At 40.3% G+C, this 16,582-nt stretch carries 14 protein-coding genes; all 14 read left to right on the top strand.

What is annotated here, in order from left to right:
* Positions 1-99: 99 nt before the first annotated feature.
* The 14 genes from NSU02_RS12220 to murB all read left to right on the top strand — a co-directional run bounded on the left by NSU02_RS12220 (position 100) and on the right by murB (position 16,552).
* A complete protein-coding gene (locus tag NSU02_RS12220; RefSeq protein ID WP_339192977.1) occupies positions 100-984 on the top strand; it encodes a 2-dehydropantoate 2-reductase in 885 nt (294 codons plus the stop codon).
* The gene (locus NSU02_RS12215; protein ID WP_094246096.1) at positions 984-1,367 is read left to right on the top strand and encodes a DUF3397 family protein; all 384 of its coding nucleotides are present in this window, start codon (positions 984-986) and stop codon (positions 1,365-1,367) included. The genes NSU02_RS12220 and NSU02_RS12215 overlap by 1 nt, the downstream gene beginning before the upstream one ends.
* Before the next feature lie 66 nt (positions 1,368-1,433).
* Positions 1,434-3,089: a bacillithiol biosynthesis cysteine-adding enzyme BshC gene (gene bshC, locus NSU02_RS12210; RefSeq protein WP_339192976.1), complete on the top strand. Its 1,656-nt coding sequence runs from the start codon at positions 1,434-1,436 to the stop codon at positions 3,087-3,089.
* Between the two features lie 123 nt (positions 3,090-3,212).
* On the top strand, positions 3,213-3,644 hold the full coding sequence (mraZ, locus tag NSU02_RS12205) for a division/cell wall cluster transcriptional repressor MraZ (protein WP_063388503.1): 432 nt from the start codon (positions 3,213-3,215) through the stop codon (positions 3,642-3,644).
* 54 nt (positions 3,645-3,698) lie between these two features.
* Positions 3,699-4,634, top strand: coding sequence for a 16S rRNA (cytosine(1402)-N(4))-methyltransferase RsmH (gene rsmH / locus NSU02_RS12200; protein ID WP_339192975.1), 936 nt, complete (start codon positions 3,699-3,701; stop codon positions 4,632-4,634).
* A 10-nt stretch (positions 4,635-4,644) separates the two neighbouring features.
* Positions 4,645-5,004 carry a cell division protein FtsL gene (gene ftsL / locus NSU02_RS12195; RefSeq protein WP_130156250.1) on the top strand — a complete coding sequence of 120 codons (360 nt, stop codon included), beginning with the start codon at positions 4,645-4,647 and terminating at the stop codon, positions 5,002-5,004.
* A 5-nt stretch (positions 5,005-5,009) separates the two neighbouring features.
* Entirely contained in the window at positions 5,010-7,166 is a 2,157-nt protein-coding gene (locus tag NSU02_RS12190; RefSeq protein ID WP_339192974.1) for a penicillin-binding protein, read from the top strand.
* A gap of 141 nt (positions 7,167-7,307) precedes the next feature.
* Positions 7,308-9,245 carry a stage V sporulation protein D gene (locus NSU02_RS12185; protein WP_339192973.1) on the top strand — a complete coding sequence of 646 codons (1,938 nt, stop codon included), beginning with the start codon at positions 7,308-7,310 and terminating at the stop codon, positions 9,243-9,245.
* Positions 9,246-9,354: 109 nt separating this feature from the next.
* On the top strand, positions 9,355-10,833 hold the full coding sequence (locus tag NSU02_RS12180) for a UDP-N-acetylmuramoyl-L-alanyl-D-glutamate--2,6-diaminopimelate ligase (RefSeq protein WP_339192972.1): 1,479 nt from the start codon (positions 9,355-9,357) through the stop codon (positions 10,831-10,833).
* Between the two features lie 102 nt (positions 10,834-10,935).
* Complete coding sequence (mraY, locus tag NSU02_RS12175) at positions 10,936-11,910, top strand: phospho-N-acetylmuramoyl-pentapeptide-transferase (RefSeq protein WP_339192971.1); 975 nt, start codon at positions 10,936-10,938, stop codon at positions 11,908-11,910.
* Between the two features lie 15 nt (positions 11,911-11,925).
* Positions 11,926-13,266 (top strand): UDP-N-acetylmuramoyl-L-alanine--D-glutamate ligase, encoded by a 1,341-nt coding sequence (gene murD / locus NSU02_RS12170; protein WP_339195783.1) that lies wholly within the window; start codon positions 11,926-11,928, stop codon positions 13,264-13,266.
* A gap of 41 nt (positions 13,267-13,307) precedes the next feature.
* Positions 13,308-14,408: a stage V sporulation protein E gene (spoVE, locus tag NSU02_RS12165; RefSeq protein WP_339192969.1), complete on the top strand. Its 1,101-nt coding sequence runs from the start codon at positions 13,308-13,310 to the stop codon at positions 14,406-14,408.
* A 109-nt stretch (positions 14,409-14,517) separates the two neighbouring features.
* Positions 14,518-15,624 (top strand): undecaprenyldiphospho-muramoylpentapeptide beta-N-acetylglucosaminyltransferase, encoded by a 1,107-nt coding sequence (murG, locus tag NSU02_RS12160; RefSeq protein ID WP_339192968.1) that lies wholly within the window; start codon positions 14,518-14,520, stop codon positions 15,622-15,624.
* 16 nt (positions 15,625-15,640) lie between these two features.
* The gene (gene murB / locus NSU02_RS12155) at positions 15,641-16,552 is read left to right on the top strand and encodes a UDP-N-acetylmuramate dehydrogenase (RefSeq protein WP_339192967.1); all 912 of its coding nucleotides are present in this window, start codon (positions 15,641-15,643) and stop codon (positions 16,550-16,552) included.
* Positions 16,553-16,582 lie beyond the last annotated feature (30 nt).

Genomic DNA, 16,582 nt, shown 5'->3' with positions numbered 1-16,582 from the left:
AATAAAAAAGCAAATATAATCAAATTTTTAATTATATTCAGGAAAAAGAAGAATTTTTAGTTTTTGTTTGTTATGATACATATGAGAGAGGTGGAGAACTTGAAGATCGGTGTAATTGGCGGAGGAGCTGTAGGCTTGTTAATATCGGCATACCTTAGCCGAAAACATGACATTACCCTTTATACAAAGGCGGAAGAGCAGGCAATTTCGGTAAGGACAGAAGGGATACATGTCATAGGCCCGAGCCCTTGGACTGCATATGTAAAATCACGTGCAGATGTATTATATAATGAAGAATTATTAATTATTGCTGTCAAGCAATATAGTCTGCCGTCATTATTTGGAAATCTAAAGCAATTGCCGCCGAAAAAGATTGTATTTGTTCAAAACGGCATAACTCATATCGGCAGAATGAAAGAGCTTGCCCAACATGAATTGTATATAGGTGTTGTAGAGCACGGCGCCTTAAAAAAATCCCCCAATACCGTTCACCATACTGGTATTGGGAAAATTCGCATCAGCCCGTATGACGGCGGTGGGGCTCGGGAATTTATTGATCAGTTAAATACGTCTGATCCTTTATTTTTGATACAATATGAAGAGGATTGGGAGCCGGTTGTATTGAAAAAATTGGCCGCCAATGCAGTTATTAATCCATTAACTGCCTTATTCCGAATGCCGAATGGCCACATCGTCAGCAATCCTTATGTTGCAAAGCTTGCCAAAAAGCTATTTCACGAAGTATGTGATGTTCTTGAAATAAATGATAAGGATGATTTATGGGAATATATTGAAAGTATTGCAATAAAGACAAAAAACAATCGTTCATCAATGCTGTCGGATATTGAACATCATAAAAAAACAGAAATTGATTCAATATTAGGGGATCTCATTCAAAAAGGGGAAGAAAAGGGTGCTCATACTTGTACAATGGAATTTTTGTACAATGCGATTAAAGGGTTGGAAAACCGGGAGGAACGTTGATGGGAATTGTTATAGGAATCATCGCTTTTTTTGTGACGTTTCCATTGGCCGCGTGGCTGCTGTTTTTGGTTCTTTTTCGTGTTTTATTAAAGAGTAAGAAAAAATCTTTCCTTTTGAGCGTTGATGTGGCTACTGTATTTTTTGCCGTTTCATTTTGGATCAAGCTTTCTGTTATTTGGCATCATCAATCGTTTTTATGGCTGCTTTGTTTATATTTGCTGCTTTTTTTGGCGACAGCTGGACTTCAATTCGTATTCACTGACGAGATCAAATGGATGAAAGCATTGAAAATGATGTGGAGAAGCTCTTTTTTAATATTTTTTCTGCTGTCTGAGAGCATGGCGATCATCGGGGTGTTTGTGTACATAATGAATCAAATGTGAATAAAAAAAAGCAAATTTTTTTTGTTTGAAAATATTACATGCTATACTCTTGTCGGGGTAATGATAATGAACGAAGAAAGGAAGTTAATAGATATGGAGGCGTTTGAACTCTTCCTTCCTCAATCCAATCCTTTTGTGAACAATTATATAAATCGGCGATTAGAGGTTGAAAAATATTTTGATTATGATCCATTTCAAGAAGATGTATTTCAAAAAAGATATGACGATATTTTATCAAGGACTTATAAGAGGGATGAGCTGGCGGATGTTTTAATCCAATATCATAAGCGGCTGAACGCAACAGAACAGATAATGGAGAATATTTTAAAATTAAAAAATCCGAATAGTGTCGTCGTTGTGGGCGGTCAGCAAGCTGGACTCTTAACAGGACCTTTATATACAATACATAAAATCATTTCCATATTGGCATTGGCGAAAGAGCAAGAGAAAAAGCTGAACATACCTGTTGTTCCCGTTTTTTGGATCGCGGGGGAGGATCATGACTTTGACGAAATTAATCATCTCTATGTGGCAGACAGAGGGCGTTTGAAAAAGAAAACGATCATGCAAACACAGCGAAAAAAAACAATGATATCGGAGTTATCAATTGATAAAAACGCTTGTCGCATTTGGCTGGAAGAAGTTTTTGCGGCATTTGGCGAAACGAAATATACGAAACATTTGCTTGCTTCTTTGTATCATGAGCTTGACCAATCTGCCACTTATGTTGAATTTTTTGAACGATTACTCATCTCCATGTTCGGAGATGAAGGAATTGTACTCATCAACTCTGGATCAAAAGAATTGCGGGAATTGGAAAAATCTTATTTCGAACAAATGCTCATGGCAACTGACAGCATTTATCATCAAGTCGTCAAGCAGCAGCAAATTTTAAAAGAAGAAGGATATCCATATCAAGCAATTACAATGAGAGAAAACTGCGCCAATCTGTTTTATCAAATAGAAGATGAGCGCTATTTGCTCATAGAAAAAGAGAAGAATCTGTTTTCGATCCCTGAAATCAATTGGACGTCTTCGTTGTCTGATCTTTTAGAAGAAGTCAGAATAAATCCATGGAAGTTCAGCAATAATGTAGTGACAAGACCGGTCATGCAGGAATATTTGCTTCCGACTTTGGCTTTTATCGCCGGACCAGGAGAAATTGCGTATTGGGCAGAATTAAAAGGGGTATTTCATTTATTCTCGATGAATGTGCCGCCAGTTATTCCGAGAATTCATTTGACGATTTTAGAAAGAAACATAGAGTCGGACTTGCTAGAATTGGACCTGCCGTTGGAAGAGGTTCTTACGCAGGGGGTTGAACCGTTAAAACATAGGTGGTTTAAACAAAAGGAGCCGTTTGATGTCAGCACATATGTGTCGAAAGCAAAAGTAGAGATTGAGGACATTCATCGGTCATTGCGAGAAAAAATAGAGGATTTCGACCAAAGCTTAGCGCCCGTATTGCGGAAAAACGCACAATTTATCGAACAGCAGATAGATTTTGTGGAAAGGATCGTTCAAAAAAAGATACATGCAAAATATGAAGCAGAGCTGCAAAAGTTCAGGCGTATTGAGTATTCACTGAAACCGAATAATCAATGGCAAGAAAGAGTATGGAATATTTATTACTATTTAAACAAATATGGGCCGAATTTTGTAAAAGATTTGCAGCAGTTGACATATACTTTCAATGGAAAACATAAAATTGTCAAATTATAAAACTATTTTTTGAAAAATCCTGTGTCATACAGGGTTTTTTTTTATGTCCATTAATAGTACAATAAATTTGTGGTGAAAAGTGGGGGGAAGTGGTGGAAAAGAAATGAAAGTGGGGCCAACGTGATGTTTATGGGAGAATACCAACATACGATCGATTCAAAAGGAAGATTGATCGTACCCGCAAAATTCAGGGAAGGCCTTGGCGAGAAGTTTGTTCTCACGAGAGGTCTTGATCAATGCTTGTTTGGATATCCCCTCAGCGAATGGAAAGTGATTGAAGAGAAACTGAAAGCTCTCCCATTAACAAAAAAAGATGCCCGAGCTTTTACACGATTTTTCTTTTCCGGCGCTATTGAATGTGAAATGGACAAGCAAGGACGGATTAACATTGCGGCTCCACTTCTTGCTTACGCGAAATTGGAAAAAGAATGCGTCGTCATCGGCGTTTCCAGTCGGATAGAAATTTGGAGCAAACAAAATTGGGAGCAATACGTGGCTGAACAAGAAGAATCATTTGAAGAAATTGCAGAAAACATGATTGATTTTGATATTTGATGTTCATCCTATCCATGATCAAAACTTCTTCCGTTGGAAACGAGGTGCTGGATATTGTTTGTACATAAGACAGTTTTGCTGGATGAAGCGATTGAAGGTTTACGAATAAAAGAGGACGGAATTTATGTTGATTGCACATTAGGAGGGGCAGGCCATAGCGAACAAATTGCTAAAAGGCTGACAACTGGACATTTATACGCCTTTGACCAAGATGAAGCTGCAATTGCTTTTGCGAAGGAAAAACTCAAGCCCTTCCAAGATAAAGTAACCATCATCAAAAGCAATTTTAAACATTTAAAAGAAGAGCTTTTCTCTAGGGATATTCATAAAGTAGACGGGATTTTGTTTGATTTGGGAGTATCTTCGCCTCAGCTGGACACACCGGAACGAGGCTTCAGCTATCAATATGACGCTCCTCTTGATATGAGAATGGATCAAAACCAAGAGCTTTCCGCTTTTACCATTGTCAACACCTGGCCCTATGAAAAGCTTGTAAAAATTTTTTTTCAATACGGAGAAGAAAAATTTTCAAAGCAAATTGCTCGAAAAATTGAACTTGCCCGCAAAAAAAAGACCATTCAAACAACTGGCGAGCTGACGGAAATTATAAAAGAGGCCATTCCTTCCGCCGCTAGAAGAAAAGGCGGGCATCCTGCCAAACGCATCTTTCAAGCAATTAGAATTGCCGTCAATGACGAGCTTTCCGCTTTTGAAAGCGCGGTTAGTCAGGCAATTGAACTGTTAGCTCCAGAAGGGCGGATATGTGTCATTACGTTCCATTCTTTAGAAGATCGAATTTGCAAACTGGCGTTTAGAAAAGCTGCCAGCCAAGCAGAAATTCCGCGCAACATACCGATAATTCCCAACGAAATGCTGCCAGAAATCAAAATTATAACAAAAAAACCGATCGTGCCGTCGGAAAAAGAAATTGAAGAAAATCGAAGGGCGAGATCCGCTAAACTTCGTATAGCAGAAAAGATTAAAAAATAGGAGGTTTTCTATGAGCAATTTAGCTGTCAAAATTCAAGAAAGGCGACAAGAAGAAAAGAAGCATGCAAAACAACCCCTCGTTGTTAAACGAAAAAGATCCTCCATTACATTAGGCGAGAAACTGTTATTTGTTGTTTTTTTATTTTTGATGCTGGTATGCTCCATTTGGATTATCTCAAATAGTGTGAAATTGTATCAAGCAAATATAGAAATGCAGAAAATCGAAGCTAAAATTGAAAATCAGGAAAAAATCAACAGTGATTTAAACCTTCAGGTCGATGAATTGAAAAGACCTGAAAGAATTTATAAAATTGCTAAAGACTTAGGCTTCACATTAGATCCAAGCAAAGTAAAAGGCATACAGGACTGATTGGGATGAAGAAAAGCAAAAATATGAATCGGGGAGCAGCAATATTATCCGTAATATTTGTTCTGCTCTTTTTTATCTTATTTGGGAGGTTTTTCTACATTCAAGCGACAGGAACTGTCGATGGTCAAGTGCTAGCTGTTAAGGCAAAAGAAAAATATGAAAAAAAGCGCATGCTTGAAGCCCGCCGCGGCCAAATATTGGATCAAAAAGGAAACGTGCTCGCTGAAGATACTGTTACCTATACATTAGTAGCTGTATTGGATGAAAAAATGACAACGGATCCCGACCATCCGAATCATGTTGTCGATCCTGAAGAAACGGCAGAAAAATTAGCTCCCATTCTTGGAATGAAACAGAAAGAAATAGAAGCTATTTTGAAAAAAGACAAATTTCAGGTCGAATTCGGAGAAAAAGGAAGGAACATCAGCTTTGCGAAAAAACAGCAAATTGAAAAGCTTAAATTGCCCGGCATCGGTTTTATTCGCGATACAAAACGTTTTTATCCAAACGGAAAATTTGCATCATATGTGATTGGCTACGCCAAGCAAGATGAAAAGACAGGAAAAACAACCGGGCAGCTGGGGATAGAAAAAAGCTTAGATAAATATTTGCAGGAAACAGACGGATATGTGATATATGAAAGCGACCGAAGCGGCTACAAGCTGCCGGGCAGCAAAGACAAAATTGTTACGCCGAATAACGGAGCCGACGTTTATTTAACAATTGACCAAAAAATTCAAACGTTTTTGGAAGATGCGTTAAATGAAGCTGAAAAACAATATCAGCCGACGAAAATGATCGGAATTGTCGCAGACCCAAAAACGGGGAAAATTTTAGCGATGTCTCAGCGGCCAAGCTTTGATCCAAACGAGCGTGATATTCAAAATTTTTACAATGACGCTGTTTCTTACCGTTTTGAGCCTGGTTCGACAATGAAAATTTTTACATTAGCTGCTGCGGTCAATGAAGGGGTTTATAACGGCAACGAAAAATATAAGTCCGGGATGTATAAAGTAAAAGGCGCAAGTCCTATATACGATCATAACAATGTCGGATGGGGCACCATTACGTTTGATGAAGCTGTTCAGCGGTCATCCAATGTCGGTTTCGCCATATTAGCGCATAAAAAGATTGGGCTTGAGCGGTTTTATCAATATTTAAATCGTTTTGGGTTTTTAGAGAAAACGGGTATTGATTTGCCGAACGAAGAGAACAGCAAGTTGAACTATAAATGGGAGAGAGATAAAATTTCGACTGCATTTGGACAAGCGTCAGCTTTCACACCAATCCAGCTCGTACAAGCTGCAACAGCTATTGCCAACGATGGGAAGATGATGAAGCCTTATGTCATCGATAAAATTGTAGACCCTGACACAAATCGAGTGCTAAAGAAGACGGAACCATCGGTAGAAGGCGAACCAATCACAAAAGAAACTGCTGCGAAAACGCTTGATATTTTAGAAACTGTTGTGACATCTGAACATGGAACAGGGAAACCTTTTCAAATACCGGGGTATCACATCGCCGGGAAGACTGGGACAGCTCAAATAGCCGGAGAAGGAGGGCGTTATTTAACGGGCCGGGAAAATTATGTATTTTCCTTTTTAGGGATGGCTCCAAAAGAAAATCCAGAGCTCATTGTTTACATTGCTGTTCAGCAGCCGAAGTTGAAGCCGACAGAAACAGGTGCAGCTCCTGTTTCCATGATTTTTAAATCAGTGATGAAAAATAGTCTTGAATATTTAAAAATTGAACCGACGACTGCTGCTGCGAAGGAAGAAAAAAATGTTAAAAATGAAAAAGAAGTCGGAGTTTTACTGCCTGAATATAAAGGCCAGCCGGTTCAACAAGCCGTTCAACAGCTCGAAAAACAGCAAATTCAACCAATCGTACTAGGCGGCGGGGGCACAGTCACCTCCCAATATCCAAGCTCGACCTCACAGGTGATCGATAGAGAAAAAGTTTTTCTTTTAACAGATGGTACTGTGAAAATGCCGAACATTACTGGATGGTCTTTGCGAGATGTGATGAAGCTGTGTTCCATCATGGATCTTGAGCTGAAATATGAAGGAAGCGGATATGTTAACGCACAAAATATTAAACCAGGCACTGAAATTCGAAAAGGAGATCAATTGATTATTAAGCTGAAAAAACCTAAGTAGAGGAACACCCGCTTTTGAAAAAAAAAGATCTGCGAGCTTTTCGGCAAGCGGGCGCCTGCTTCCGCTTGAAGCTTGTTCTATATTAAATGGACGAGGCATATATTTTGATAGCGAACCTACATGAGGGGAGTTATCAGATATATGCGCGTTTCAAATGTAACAGTCAGAAAACGGCTCGTTTTCGTCCTATTGGCAGGTTTTTTAATTTTTGCCGTGATTGAAGTAAGACTAGGATATGTACAATTTGTGTTAGGAGGGCAATTAACCTCTCTTGCCAAAGATTTATGGAGCCGAAATATCCCTTTTGAACCAAAGCGGGGAGAAATCGTGGACAGGAATGGGGAGAAGCTTGCGACAAATGTCAGTGCTCCGAGCGTTTTTATCATTCCCCGGCAGGTCGAAAATCCAGCAGAAACGGCACAAAAGCTTGCTTCTGTCTTAAATATGCCGACGGAAAAAGCTTATCAATATGTAACGAAAAAAGAAATGATTGTCCGTGTTCATCCAGAAGGACGGAAAATATCTGACGAAAAAGCGCAAGAAATACGCAGTTTAAATTTAAAAGGCGTTTACATTGCGGAGGATTCCAAAAGGTATTATCCGTATAAAAGACTTTTAGCGCACGTTTTAGGCTTTACAGGGATCGACAACCAAGGGCTAAGCGGGCTTGAATTATATTATGATCGGCAATTGAAAGGGCAAAAAGGATATGTTAAATTTTATTCTGATGCCAAAGGAAAAAGAATGCCAAATGAAGTGGAGGAATATATGCCTCCTGTGGACGGCTTGAATTTAAAGCTGACGATTGATGCAAAAATTCAATCGATCATTGAAAGGGAATTGGACATTGCCGAATTGAAATACAATCCGGACGGAATGATTGCCATTGCTATGAATCCGAACAACGGGGAAATTTTAGGCATGGCATCAAGACCGACATTTGATCCGACAAAATATCAACATGTCGATCCGAAAGTATATAACCGAAATTTGCCGATCTGGAGCACGTATGAACCTGGATCGACATTTAAAATTATCACGTTAGCTGCCGCTCTTGAAGAAAATAAAGTTGATCTTTATAGAGAGCATTTTCACGACCCAGGTTATGTAAAAGTTGCCGGTGCGACATTAAGATGTTGGAAAAAAGGCGGCCACGGAGATCAAACGTTTCTTGAAGTTGTTCAAAATTCATGCAACCCGGGATTTGTTGAACTTGGACAAAGGCTGGGAACATCGACTTTGTTTGAATATATTAAAAAATTTGGCTTCGGTGAAAAAACGGGGATTGATTTATCGGGTGAAGGAAGCGGCATCCTGTTTCGTCAAAGTCAAGTTGGACCTGTTGAGCTTGCAACCACAGCGTTCGGCCAAGGGGTCTCTGTAACGCCGATCCAGCAAGTGGCCGCTGTTTCAGCCGCAATCAACGGCGGTATTTTATATACGCCGAATATCGCAAAAGAATGGATCGACCCGGATACAGGAGATGTTGTATCAAGAAAGACTCCTGAGGCAAAAAGACGCGTTATTTCCGAGGAAACATCCAAACAAATTCGTGCTGCTCTTGAAAGTGTCGTTGCAAAAGGAACTGGAAGAGGAGCGTTTGTTGAGGGGTACCGGGTCGGAGGAAAAACGGGGACTGCGCAAAAAGCTGCACCCGGCGGAGGATATTTGACAAACAATCATATTGTATCGTTTATTGGATTTGCACCTGCAGACAACCCTCATATAGTTGTTTATGTCGCAGTTGACAATCCGAAGGGAACGGTGCAATTTGGCGGTGTTGTCGCCGCACCCATTGTAGGAACAGTCATAAAAGACAGTCTCCGAGAGCTCGGTGTGAAGCCTAGAACGAAGCAAATGGAAAAAAAGGAAACTTGGCTGGATGAAAAGTTCGTTACAGTGCCGGACGTTTTAGGACTCTCAAAACAGGAGCTGGCCCAGCAGCTTATAAATTTAAAACTTGATGTAAACGGCGACGGCAAGGTAGTCGTTGAACAATCGCCAAAAGCAGGCGTAAAGGTAAAAGAAGGATCTACTGTACGAATTTTATTAGGGGACGAGGCGGCAACAGACGAATAATTTTCTAAAAAAGGGCTTTTTGAAACAACTGCTTTTGAAAAGCCCTTGTCGCACATTTTAAGCTAAGATAAAATAATGGAGAATGTTTTTTTGAGAAAGGATTATCGTTATGAAATTAGATGCAATTCTCACCGCTCTACAACATTATAAACGGTATGGGAATGGAAATCCTGAGATTACTTCATTGGAAATGGATTCGCGCGCTGTGAAGGAAGGCAGCTTATTTATTTGCATCAAAGGCTTTACGGTAGACGGTCATGAGTTTGCTTTAGAAGCAGTAAAAAAAGGCGCAGCCGCTCTGTTATCAGAAAAACCGCTAAACCATCTGCCGGATAATATCCCGGTAATTGTCGTAAAGGACACGAAACGGGCAATGGCTGTTCTGGCTGATTATTTTTATGACCAGCCAACACATAAGCTTCACCTCATCGGTGTTACGGGCACGAACGGAAAAACGACTACGACCCATCTAATTGATCATATTTTTCGCAATGCCGGCTATAAAACCGGTTTAATCGGAACAATGTATACAAAAATAAATGATCAACAATACGAAGTAAAAAATACAACGCCTGACAGCTTAACCCTGCAAAAAACATTTAAAAAGATGATCGAGGAGAACGTGACCCACGCCAGTATGGAGGTTTCCTCACATGCGCTCCATATGGGACGAGTCCACGGCTGTGATTTTGATGTTGCGGTATTTACGAATCTCACCCAAGACCATTTAGACTATCACCAAACAATGGAAGAATATCGAAATGCAAAAGGATTATTGTTTGCTCAGCTCGGAAATAAATACGACCATGAACATCCAAAATTTTCTATTTTAAATGGTGATGATCCAGCCTCTGACTATTACAGACATATGACTTCTTCCCATATCGTTACATATGGAATTGAAAACGAATGTGAGATTATGGCGAAAGATTTGAAAATGAATGCAAGCGGGACTTCTTTTCTCCTCGTTACTCCTGAAGGTACATTTCCTGTACAAATGAAATTAGTCGGGAAATTCAGCGTTTATAATGTTCTTGCTGCTATTGCGGCCTCTTTAGTTTCAGGTGTTGAGATCGAAAAGATCATCGAAGCGGTCGAATCGATGGAAGGTGTGCGCGGCCGATTTGAGTTAGTAGATTGCGGACAAAATTTTTCCGTCATTATTGACTATGCTCACACACCAGACAGCTTGGACAATTTATTGAAAACGGTGAAGGAGTTTGCCAAAAAGAGAGTCATTTTAGTCGTTGGCTGCGGAGGAGACCGCGATCGAACGAAGCGTCCGCTTATGGCGAAAATTGCTGTTCAGTGGGCGGACATTCCAATTTTTACTTCCGACAACCCTAGAAATGAAGATCCGCATCAAATATTAAAAGATATGACAGCTGGTGTCGACGGGGAACCTTTTCATTCAATTGTCGATCGAGAGGAAGCCATCCAATTTGCAATCAGCAATGCAGAAGAAGGAGATGTCGTCGTCATTGCAGGAAAAGGCCATGAAACATACCAACAAATCGGGGACAAAAAATTTGACTTCGATGATCGAAAAGTGGCTATTCGCGCTATTCAATTGAAAGAGAATAAATAATCAAGCAGGAAGAGGATTTGTTATGAAATTGGAATGGTTTAACATCAATAATCATATGGATATAAAGGCAAATGTTGGTTTTGGTGGGAGGAGGAAGTATCAATGCTAGAACAAGTCGTGCTTTTTACCATCTTAATGGGCTTTTTAATCAGTGTATTACTTTCTCCCATTTTTATTCCATTTTTAAGAAGGCTGAAATTTGGCCAAAGTATTCGGGATGAAGGACCAAAATCCCACCAAAAAAAATCCGGAACTCCGACGATGGGCGGAGTCATGATTATTTTATCCATCATCATCACCACTATTGTCATGACCAATAAATTTTCGGAACCGGGGATCGAAACGTTTTTGCTGTTGTTTGTAACGATCGGTTACGGACTCCTCGGATTTTTAGACGATATGATTAAAGTGGTGTTAAAAAGAAATCTCGGGCTGACTTCAAAACAAAAATTAATCGGTCAAATCATTGTTGCGGTTATTTTTTATTTTGTTTTAAATCAATTTGAGTTCTCTACAGAAATTCGATTGCCGGGGACGGAACTTTCTTTTGATCTTGGCTGGCTCTACCCCGTTCTTATTTTGTTTATGCTTGTAGGCGGCTCAAATGCCGTCAATTTGACCGACGGTCTCGATGGATTGTTGTCCGGCTGCGCTGCAATTGCTTTCGGAGCATTTGCTGTATTGGCATGGAACAATAGTCAATATGATATCGCCATCTTTAGTGTTGCAGTGGTCGGTTCCGTATTAGGCTTTTTAGTGTTCAACGCTCACCCTGCAAAAGTGTTCATGGGAGATACTGGCTCATTGGCTTTAGGAGGAGCGATTGTCGCTGTAGCCATTTTGACAAAATTAGAAATTTTGCTTATAGTGATTGGCGGCGTGTTTGTTATTGAAACATTATCAGTCATTATTCAAGTAATTTCCTTTAAAATGACTGGAAAAAGAGTGTTTAAAATGAGCCCGCTCCATCATCACTATGAATTAAACGGATGGTCGGAATGGAAAGTCGTCGTGACATTCTGGGCGATGGGTTTGCTTTTTGCAATACTAGGAATTATCATCGAGGTGTGGTTATAATTGAAAAATGTACAAATGTATGTCGATCAAAACGTTCTCGTATTAGGTTTGGCGAAAAGCGGCTTGAGAGCCGCTAAATTATTGCATAAACTAGGTGCTCGTGTTACCGTAAACGACATGAAACCATACGAAGCAAATGATGATGTAAAAGAACTTGAAAGTTTAGGGATCAAACTTATTTTAGGAGAACATCCGGAACAATTGCTCGAGGAGCATAATATTGATATTGTTGTAAAAAATCCAGGCATTCCATACACAAACCCAATCGTACAAAAAGCAGCGAGCCAAAATATTCCCGTTATAACCGAAGTCGAGCTTGCGTATCAAATTTCTGAAGCGGAAATTATTGCGATAACTGGATCGAATGGAAAAACGACGACGACAACTTTAATATACGAAATGCTGAAGGCGGATGGAAAACAGCCGCTGCTGGCAGGAAATATCGGAAATGTAGCCTGTGAAGTTGTGCAGGAAGCGACAAAGGAACATATTGTAGTTATGGAGGTATCCTCGTTTCAGCTTTTAGGGACCATTCATTTTAAACCTTCAGTCGCAGTCTTGTTAAATATTTTTGATGCCCATCTAGACTATCATGGAACTCGCGAAAACTACATGCAAGCGAAAGGGAAAATTTTTTCAAACCAAGATGACCAATCGGTTGCGGTTATCAATTCGGATGATCAAGATGTTGTGCGTCTGTCTGAACTGTCAAACGGAAAGAAAATTTATTTTTCAACCAATAAGGAAGTATCAAATGGTGCTTATATCCAAAATGAATCCATTTGGTATGATGGTGAAAAAATTATTGATATAAAAGATATCGCTCTTGTCGGCAAGCATAACTTAGAAAATATTTTGGCCGCTATTTGTGCAGTAAAGGCGAAAAATGTTGGAAACAAAGCGATTCAAAAGGTGCTGGCATCGTTTTCAGGTGTAAAGCATCGCCTGCAATATGTCGGCGAAGTTTCAGGAAGAAAATTTTATAACGATTCGAAAGCCACGAATATTTTGGCAACAACAAAAGCGCTGGAAGCTTTTTCATCCCCTGTTGTTCTGTTGGCCGGAGGTCTTGACCGGGGAAATGAATTTTATGAATTAATCCCGTATTTCAAACATGTGAAAGCAGTCATCACCTTTGGACAAACTGCCCCAAAAATAAAGAAGGCTGCAAAGAAGGCTGGAATAGAACTGATAGAACATGTCGATAATGTGGAACAAGCAGTCTTTGCGGCGTTTCGCATATCGGACATAGGTGATGTCATTTTGCTCTCTCCGGCCTGTGCTAGCTGGGATCAATATAAAACATTCGAAGAGAGAGGAGACATTTTCATAAACGCCGTGCATAAGCTAAAATAAGGGCTCGTACCCTTAAGCTTAAAAAAGATGGGGTGTTCGGCGTGTCGACAAAAAGCAAATCTCCAGATTTCGTTTTAATTTTGATCACTATTTTGCTGCTTTCGATCGGGTTAATCATGGTATATAGCGCAAGCGCCATATGGGCAACGTATAAATTTGACGATGCATTCTTTTTTGCAAAGCGGCAGCTGCTGTTTGCCGCCTTGGGCATTGTTGCCATGTTCTTTTTTATGAATATAGACTATTGGACATGGAGAACGTGGGCAAAGGTGCTTTTAATCGTATGCTTCGTTTTGCTGATTGCCGTGTTGATTCCTGGAATTGGCGTTGTACGAAATGGCTCCAGAAGCTGGATCGGTGTCGGGGCATTTTCCATTCAGCCTTCTGAGTTTATGAAGCTAGCGATGATCGCCTTTCTGGCTAAATTTTTGTCCGAAAATCAAAAATTTGTAACAACCATTAAAAAAGGGCTTTTCCCGTCCTTAGGATTAGTCTTTTTAGCATTTGGGATCATTATGCTTCAGCCGGATTTAGGAACAGCAACGGTGATGATGGGAGCATGTGTCGTCATGATCTTTGCAGCAGGAGCGAAAATTAGCCATTTTATCGGACTGGGATTGATAGGTGCACTCGGTTTTACCGCTCTTGTGTTATCAGCTCCTTATCGTATGAAAAGGATCACTTCGTTCCTCAATCCATGGGAGGATCCGCTTGGGAGCGGGTTTCAAATTATTCAATCGCTTTATGCAATTGGCCCTGGAGGCCTTTTCGGATTAGGATTGGGTCAAAGCAGACAAAAGTTTTTTTATTTGCCCGAGCCACAAACAGATTTTATTTTTGCGATCGTTGCGGAAGAATTGGGGTTTATAGGCGGTTCTCTTGTGCTTTTATTATTCTCTCTTTTGCTTTGGCGGGGAATTTTAATCGCGTTGAACGCGCCTGATTTATTCGGCAGCTTGCTAGCTGTCGGCATTGTTGCAATGGTTGCGATTCAAGTGATGATCAATATCGGGGTTGTCACAGGATTAATGCCTGTAACGGGCATCACCCTTCCGTTTTTAAGCTATGGAGGATCGTCACTGACGTTAATGCTGATGGCAATCGGGGTGCTTTTAAATATTAGCCGATATGCAAAATATTAAGCTTTCCAATCCGGATAAATATGGAAAAAAAGGGGCTTTTCGGCTTGTTTGCTCAGCCTCTTTTAACTGTTTTATAAAAAGTTTCTAACATTTCAGGGGGGCTTTTTGAATGAACATTGTCGTAAGTGGAGGAGGAACCGGCGGTCATATTTATCCTGCGCTTGCTTTCATAAAAGAAGTGAAAAAATATGACCCTCATGCCAATTTTTTATATATTGGGACGGAAAATGGACTGGAAAAAGAGATTGTGGCACGGGAAGGGATCCCGTTTAAAGCGATTAAAATTAGCGGTTTTAAACGAAAGCTGTCGTTTGATAATGTTAAAACAGTTTATCGATTTTTCAACAGCTTCGCCATCTGCAAAAAGCTGCTAAAAGAGTTTCAGGCGGATGTTGTAATTGGGACTGGAGGATATGTTTCGGGACCAGTCGTTTATGCGGCCAACAGACTCGGAATACCGACAATCATCCACGAACAAAACAGCGTGCCTGGTTTGACTAATAAATTTTTAGCAAAATATGTTGATAAAGTCGCCATTTCTTTTGAAAGCTCCAAAAAATTTTTTCCGGAAGAAAAAGTTGTTCTAACAGGAAATCCTCGCGCGCAGGAAGTGATTGGCGGCGATCGGGCAAAAGGTAAATCATCTTTAAATTTAACAGAGAATGTAAAATCCGTGCTCATCTTTGGAGGAAGCCGCGGGGCAAGACCGATTAATGAATCTGTCCTCAGCATCCTTGACGAATTATCGAAAAAGCCGTATCAAATTGTTTATGTCACCGGTGAGGTTCATTACAAGCAAATAATGGAACAAATAGGTGATTGCGGCCGGCTGAAAAATATTATTATCAAACCGTTTATCCACCAAATGCCGGATGTGCTGGCAGCAGTTGATTTAATCGTATCAAGAGCAGGTGCTACGACTTTAGCGGAAATAACAGCGCTTGGTCTTCCAAGCATATTAATTCCAAGCCCGTATGTTACAGCCAATCATCAAGAAGCAAATGCCCGAACACTCAGTGAAAGAAACGCTGCCGTTTTATTGCTTGAACAAAATTTAACAGGGCATCGTTTGTTAACGTTGATCGATCAAATTTTACTGAATCCGGAAACGTTGAAGAGCATGAGCGAAGCTTCTTTTGAACTGGGAGTTCGTGATGCAGCCAAAAGGCTTTATCAAGTCATGAACGAACTTGCCGCTGCTAATAACAAGATTTGAAAATGGGGGGATACATGTGAAGCAGCTGTTGGAAGAGTTAATTCGAGCTGATATAGGAAAAGTGCTTGAGAATGAGCCGTTAAAAAAACATACAACGATGAAAGTCGGCGGACCGGCAGATGTGTTTGTCGAGCCAAAAAGCATTGAAGGCTTAATGAAAACAATGGAAATCATCAAAAAGCATCATGCAGATTGGCGCGTAATAGGGAGAGGATCCAATTTACTTGTTTTAGATGAAGGAATTGCCGGGGTCGTAATTAAATTAGGGAACGGCATCAGCCATTTAACCATTCAAGATGAGGAGATCACAGTGGGGGGAGGCTATTCATTAGTCAGCCTGTCAACATTGATCAGCCGAAAAGGATTGTCTGGTTTAGAATTTGCCAGCGGCATTCCCGGATCTGTAGGCGGTGCGGTCTATATGAATGCGGGTGCGCACGGCTCGGATATTTCAAATGTTCTCAAAAAGGCGCATATTTTGTTTGCAGATGGGACATTAGAATGGCTTTCCAATGAAGAAATGGAATTTTCATACCGCAGCTCCATCTTGCAAAAAAAGCGCCCGGGAATATGTTTAGAAGCGGTATTTCAATTAAAAAAAGGAGATAGAGACAGCATCGTATCGACGATGCAAAAAAATAAAGAATATCGCCGTGAAACACAACCTTGGAACCACCCTTGCGCAGGAAGCATTTTCCGAAACCCCCTTCCTCATTATGCTGGTCAGCTCATTGAAAAAGCCGGCTTAAAAGGCTACAAAATCGGAGGCGCAAAAATATCAGAGATGCACGGGAATTTTATTGTCAATGAAGACAATGCAACAGCTTCAGATGTTCTGGCCCTCATCGATTTTGTAAAAAATACGATTTACGAGCAATTCCAAATCAAAATGGAAACGGAAGTTGAAATTGTTGGAAGGAATAAATAGGAAAAAATCTTTCTCCCTTTCAGCTTGTAC

Origin of the sequence: Aeribacillus sp. FSL W8-0870, from assembly GCF_037963755.1 — a bacterium.
Lineage (GTDB): Bacteria > Bacillota > Bacilli > Bacillales > Aeribacillaceae > Aeribacillus > Aeribacillus composti.
The sequence above is the reverse complement of the archived record's forward strand: the minus strand, read 5'-3'. Positions and strand labels throughout refer to the sequence as shown.

What these genes read in the sequence shown, in the direction of transcription:
- NSU02_RS12215 (WP_094246096.1), top strand. Translation starts at nt 984, where the DNA reads ATGGGAATTGTTATAGGAATCATCGCTTTTTTTGTGACGTTTCCATTG.
- bshC (WP_339192976.1), top strand. Translation starts at nt 1,434, where the DNA reads ATGAACGAAGAAAGGAAGTTAATAGATATGGAGGCGTTTGAACTCTTC.
- mraZ (WP_063388503.1), top strand. Translation starts at nt 3,213, where the DNA reads ATGTTTATGGGAGAATACCAACATACGATCGATTCAAAAGGAAGATTG.
- ftsL (WP_130156250.1), top strand. Translation starts at nt 4,645, where the DNA reads ATGAGCAATTTAGCTGTCAAAATTCAAGAAAGGCGACAAGAAGAAAAG.
- NSU02_RS12190 (WP_339192974.1), top strand. Translation starts at nt 5,010, where the DNA reads ATGAAGAAAAGCAAAAATATGAATCGGGGAGCAGCAATATTATCCGTA.
- NSU02_RS12185 (WP_339192973.1), top strand. Translation starts at nt 7,308, where the DNA reads ATGCGCGTTTCAAATGTAACAGTCAGAAAACGGCTCGTTTTCGTCCTA.
- NSU02_RS12180 (WP_339192972.1), top strand. Translation starts at nt 9,355, where the DNA reads ATGAAATTAGATGCAATTCTCACCGCTCTACAACATTATAAACGGTAT.
- mraY (WP_339192971.1), top strand. Translation starts at nt 10,936, where the DNA reads ATGCTAGAACAAGTCGTGCTTTTTACCATCTTAATGGGCTTTTTAATC.
- murD (WP_339195783.1), top strand. Translation starts at nt 11,926, where the DNA reads ATGTATGTCGATCAAAACGTTCTCGTATTAGGTTTGGCGAAAAGCGGC.
- murG (WP_339192968.1), top strand. Translation starts at nt 14,518, where the DNA reads ATGAACATTGTCGTAAGTGGAGGAGGAACCGGCGGTCATATTTATCCT.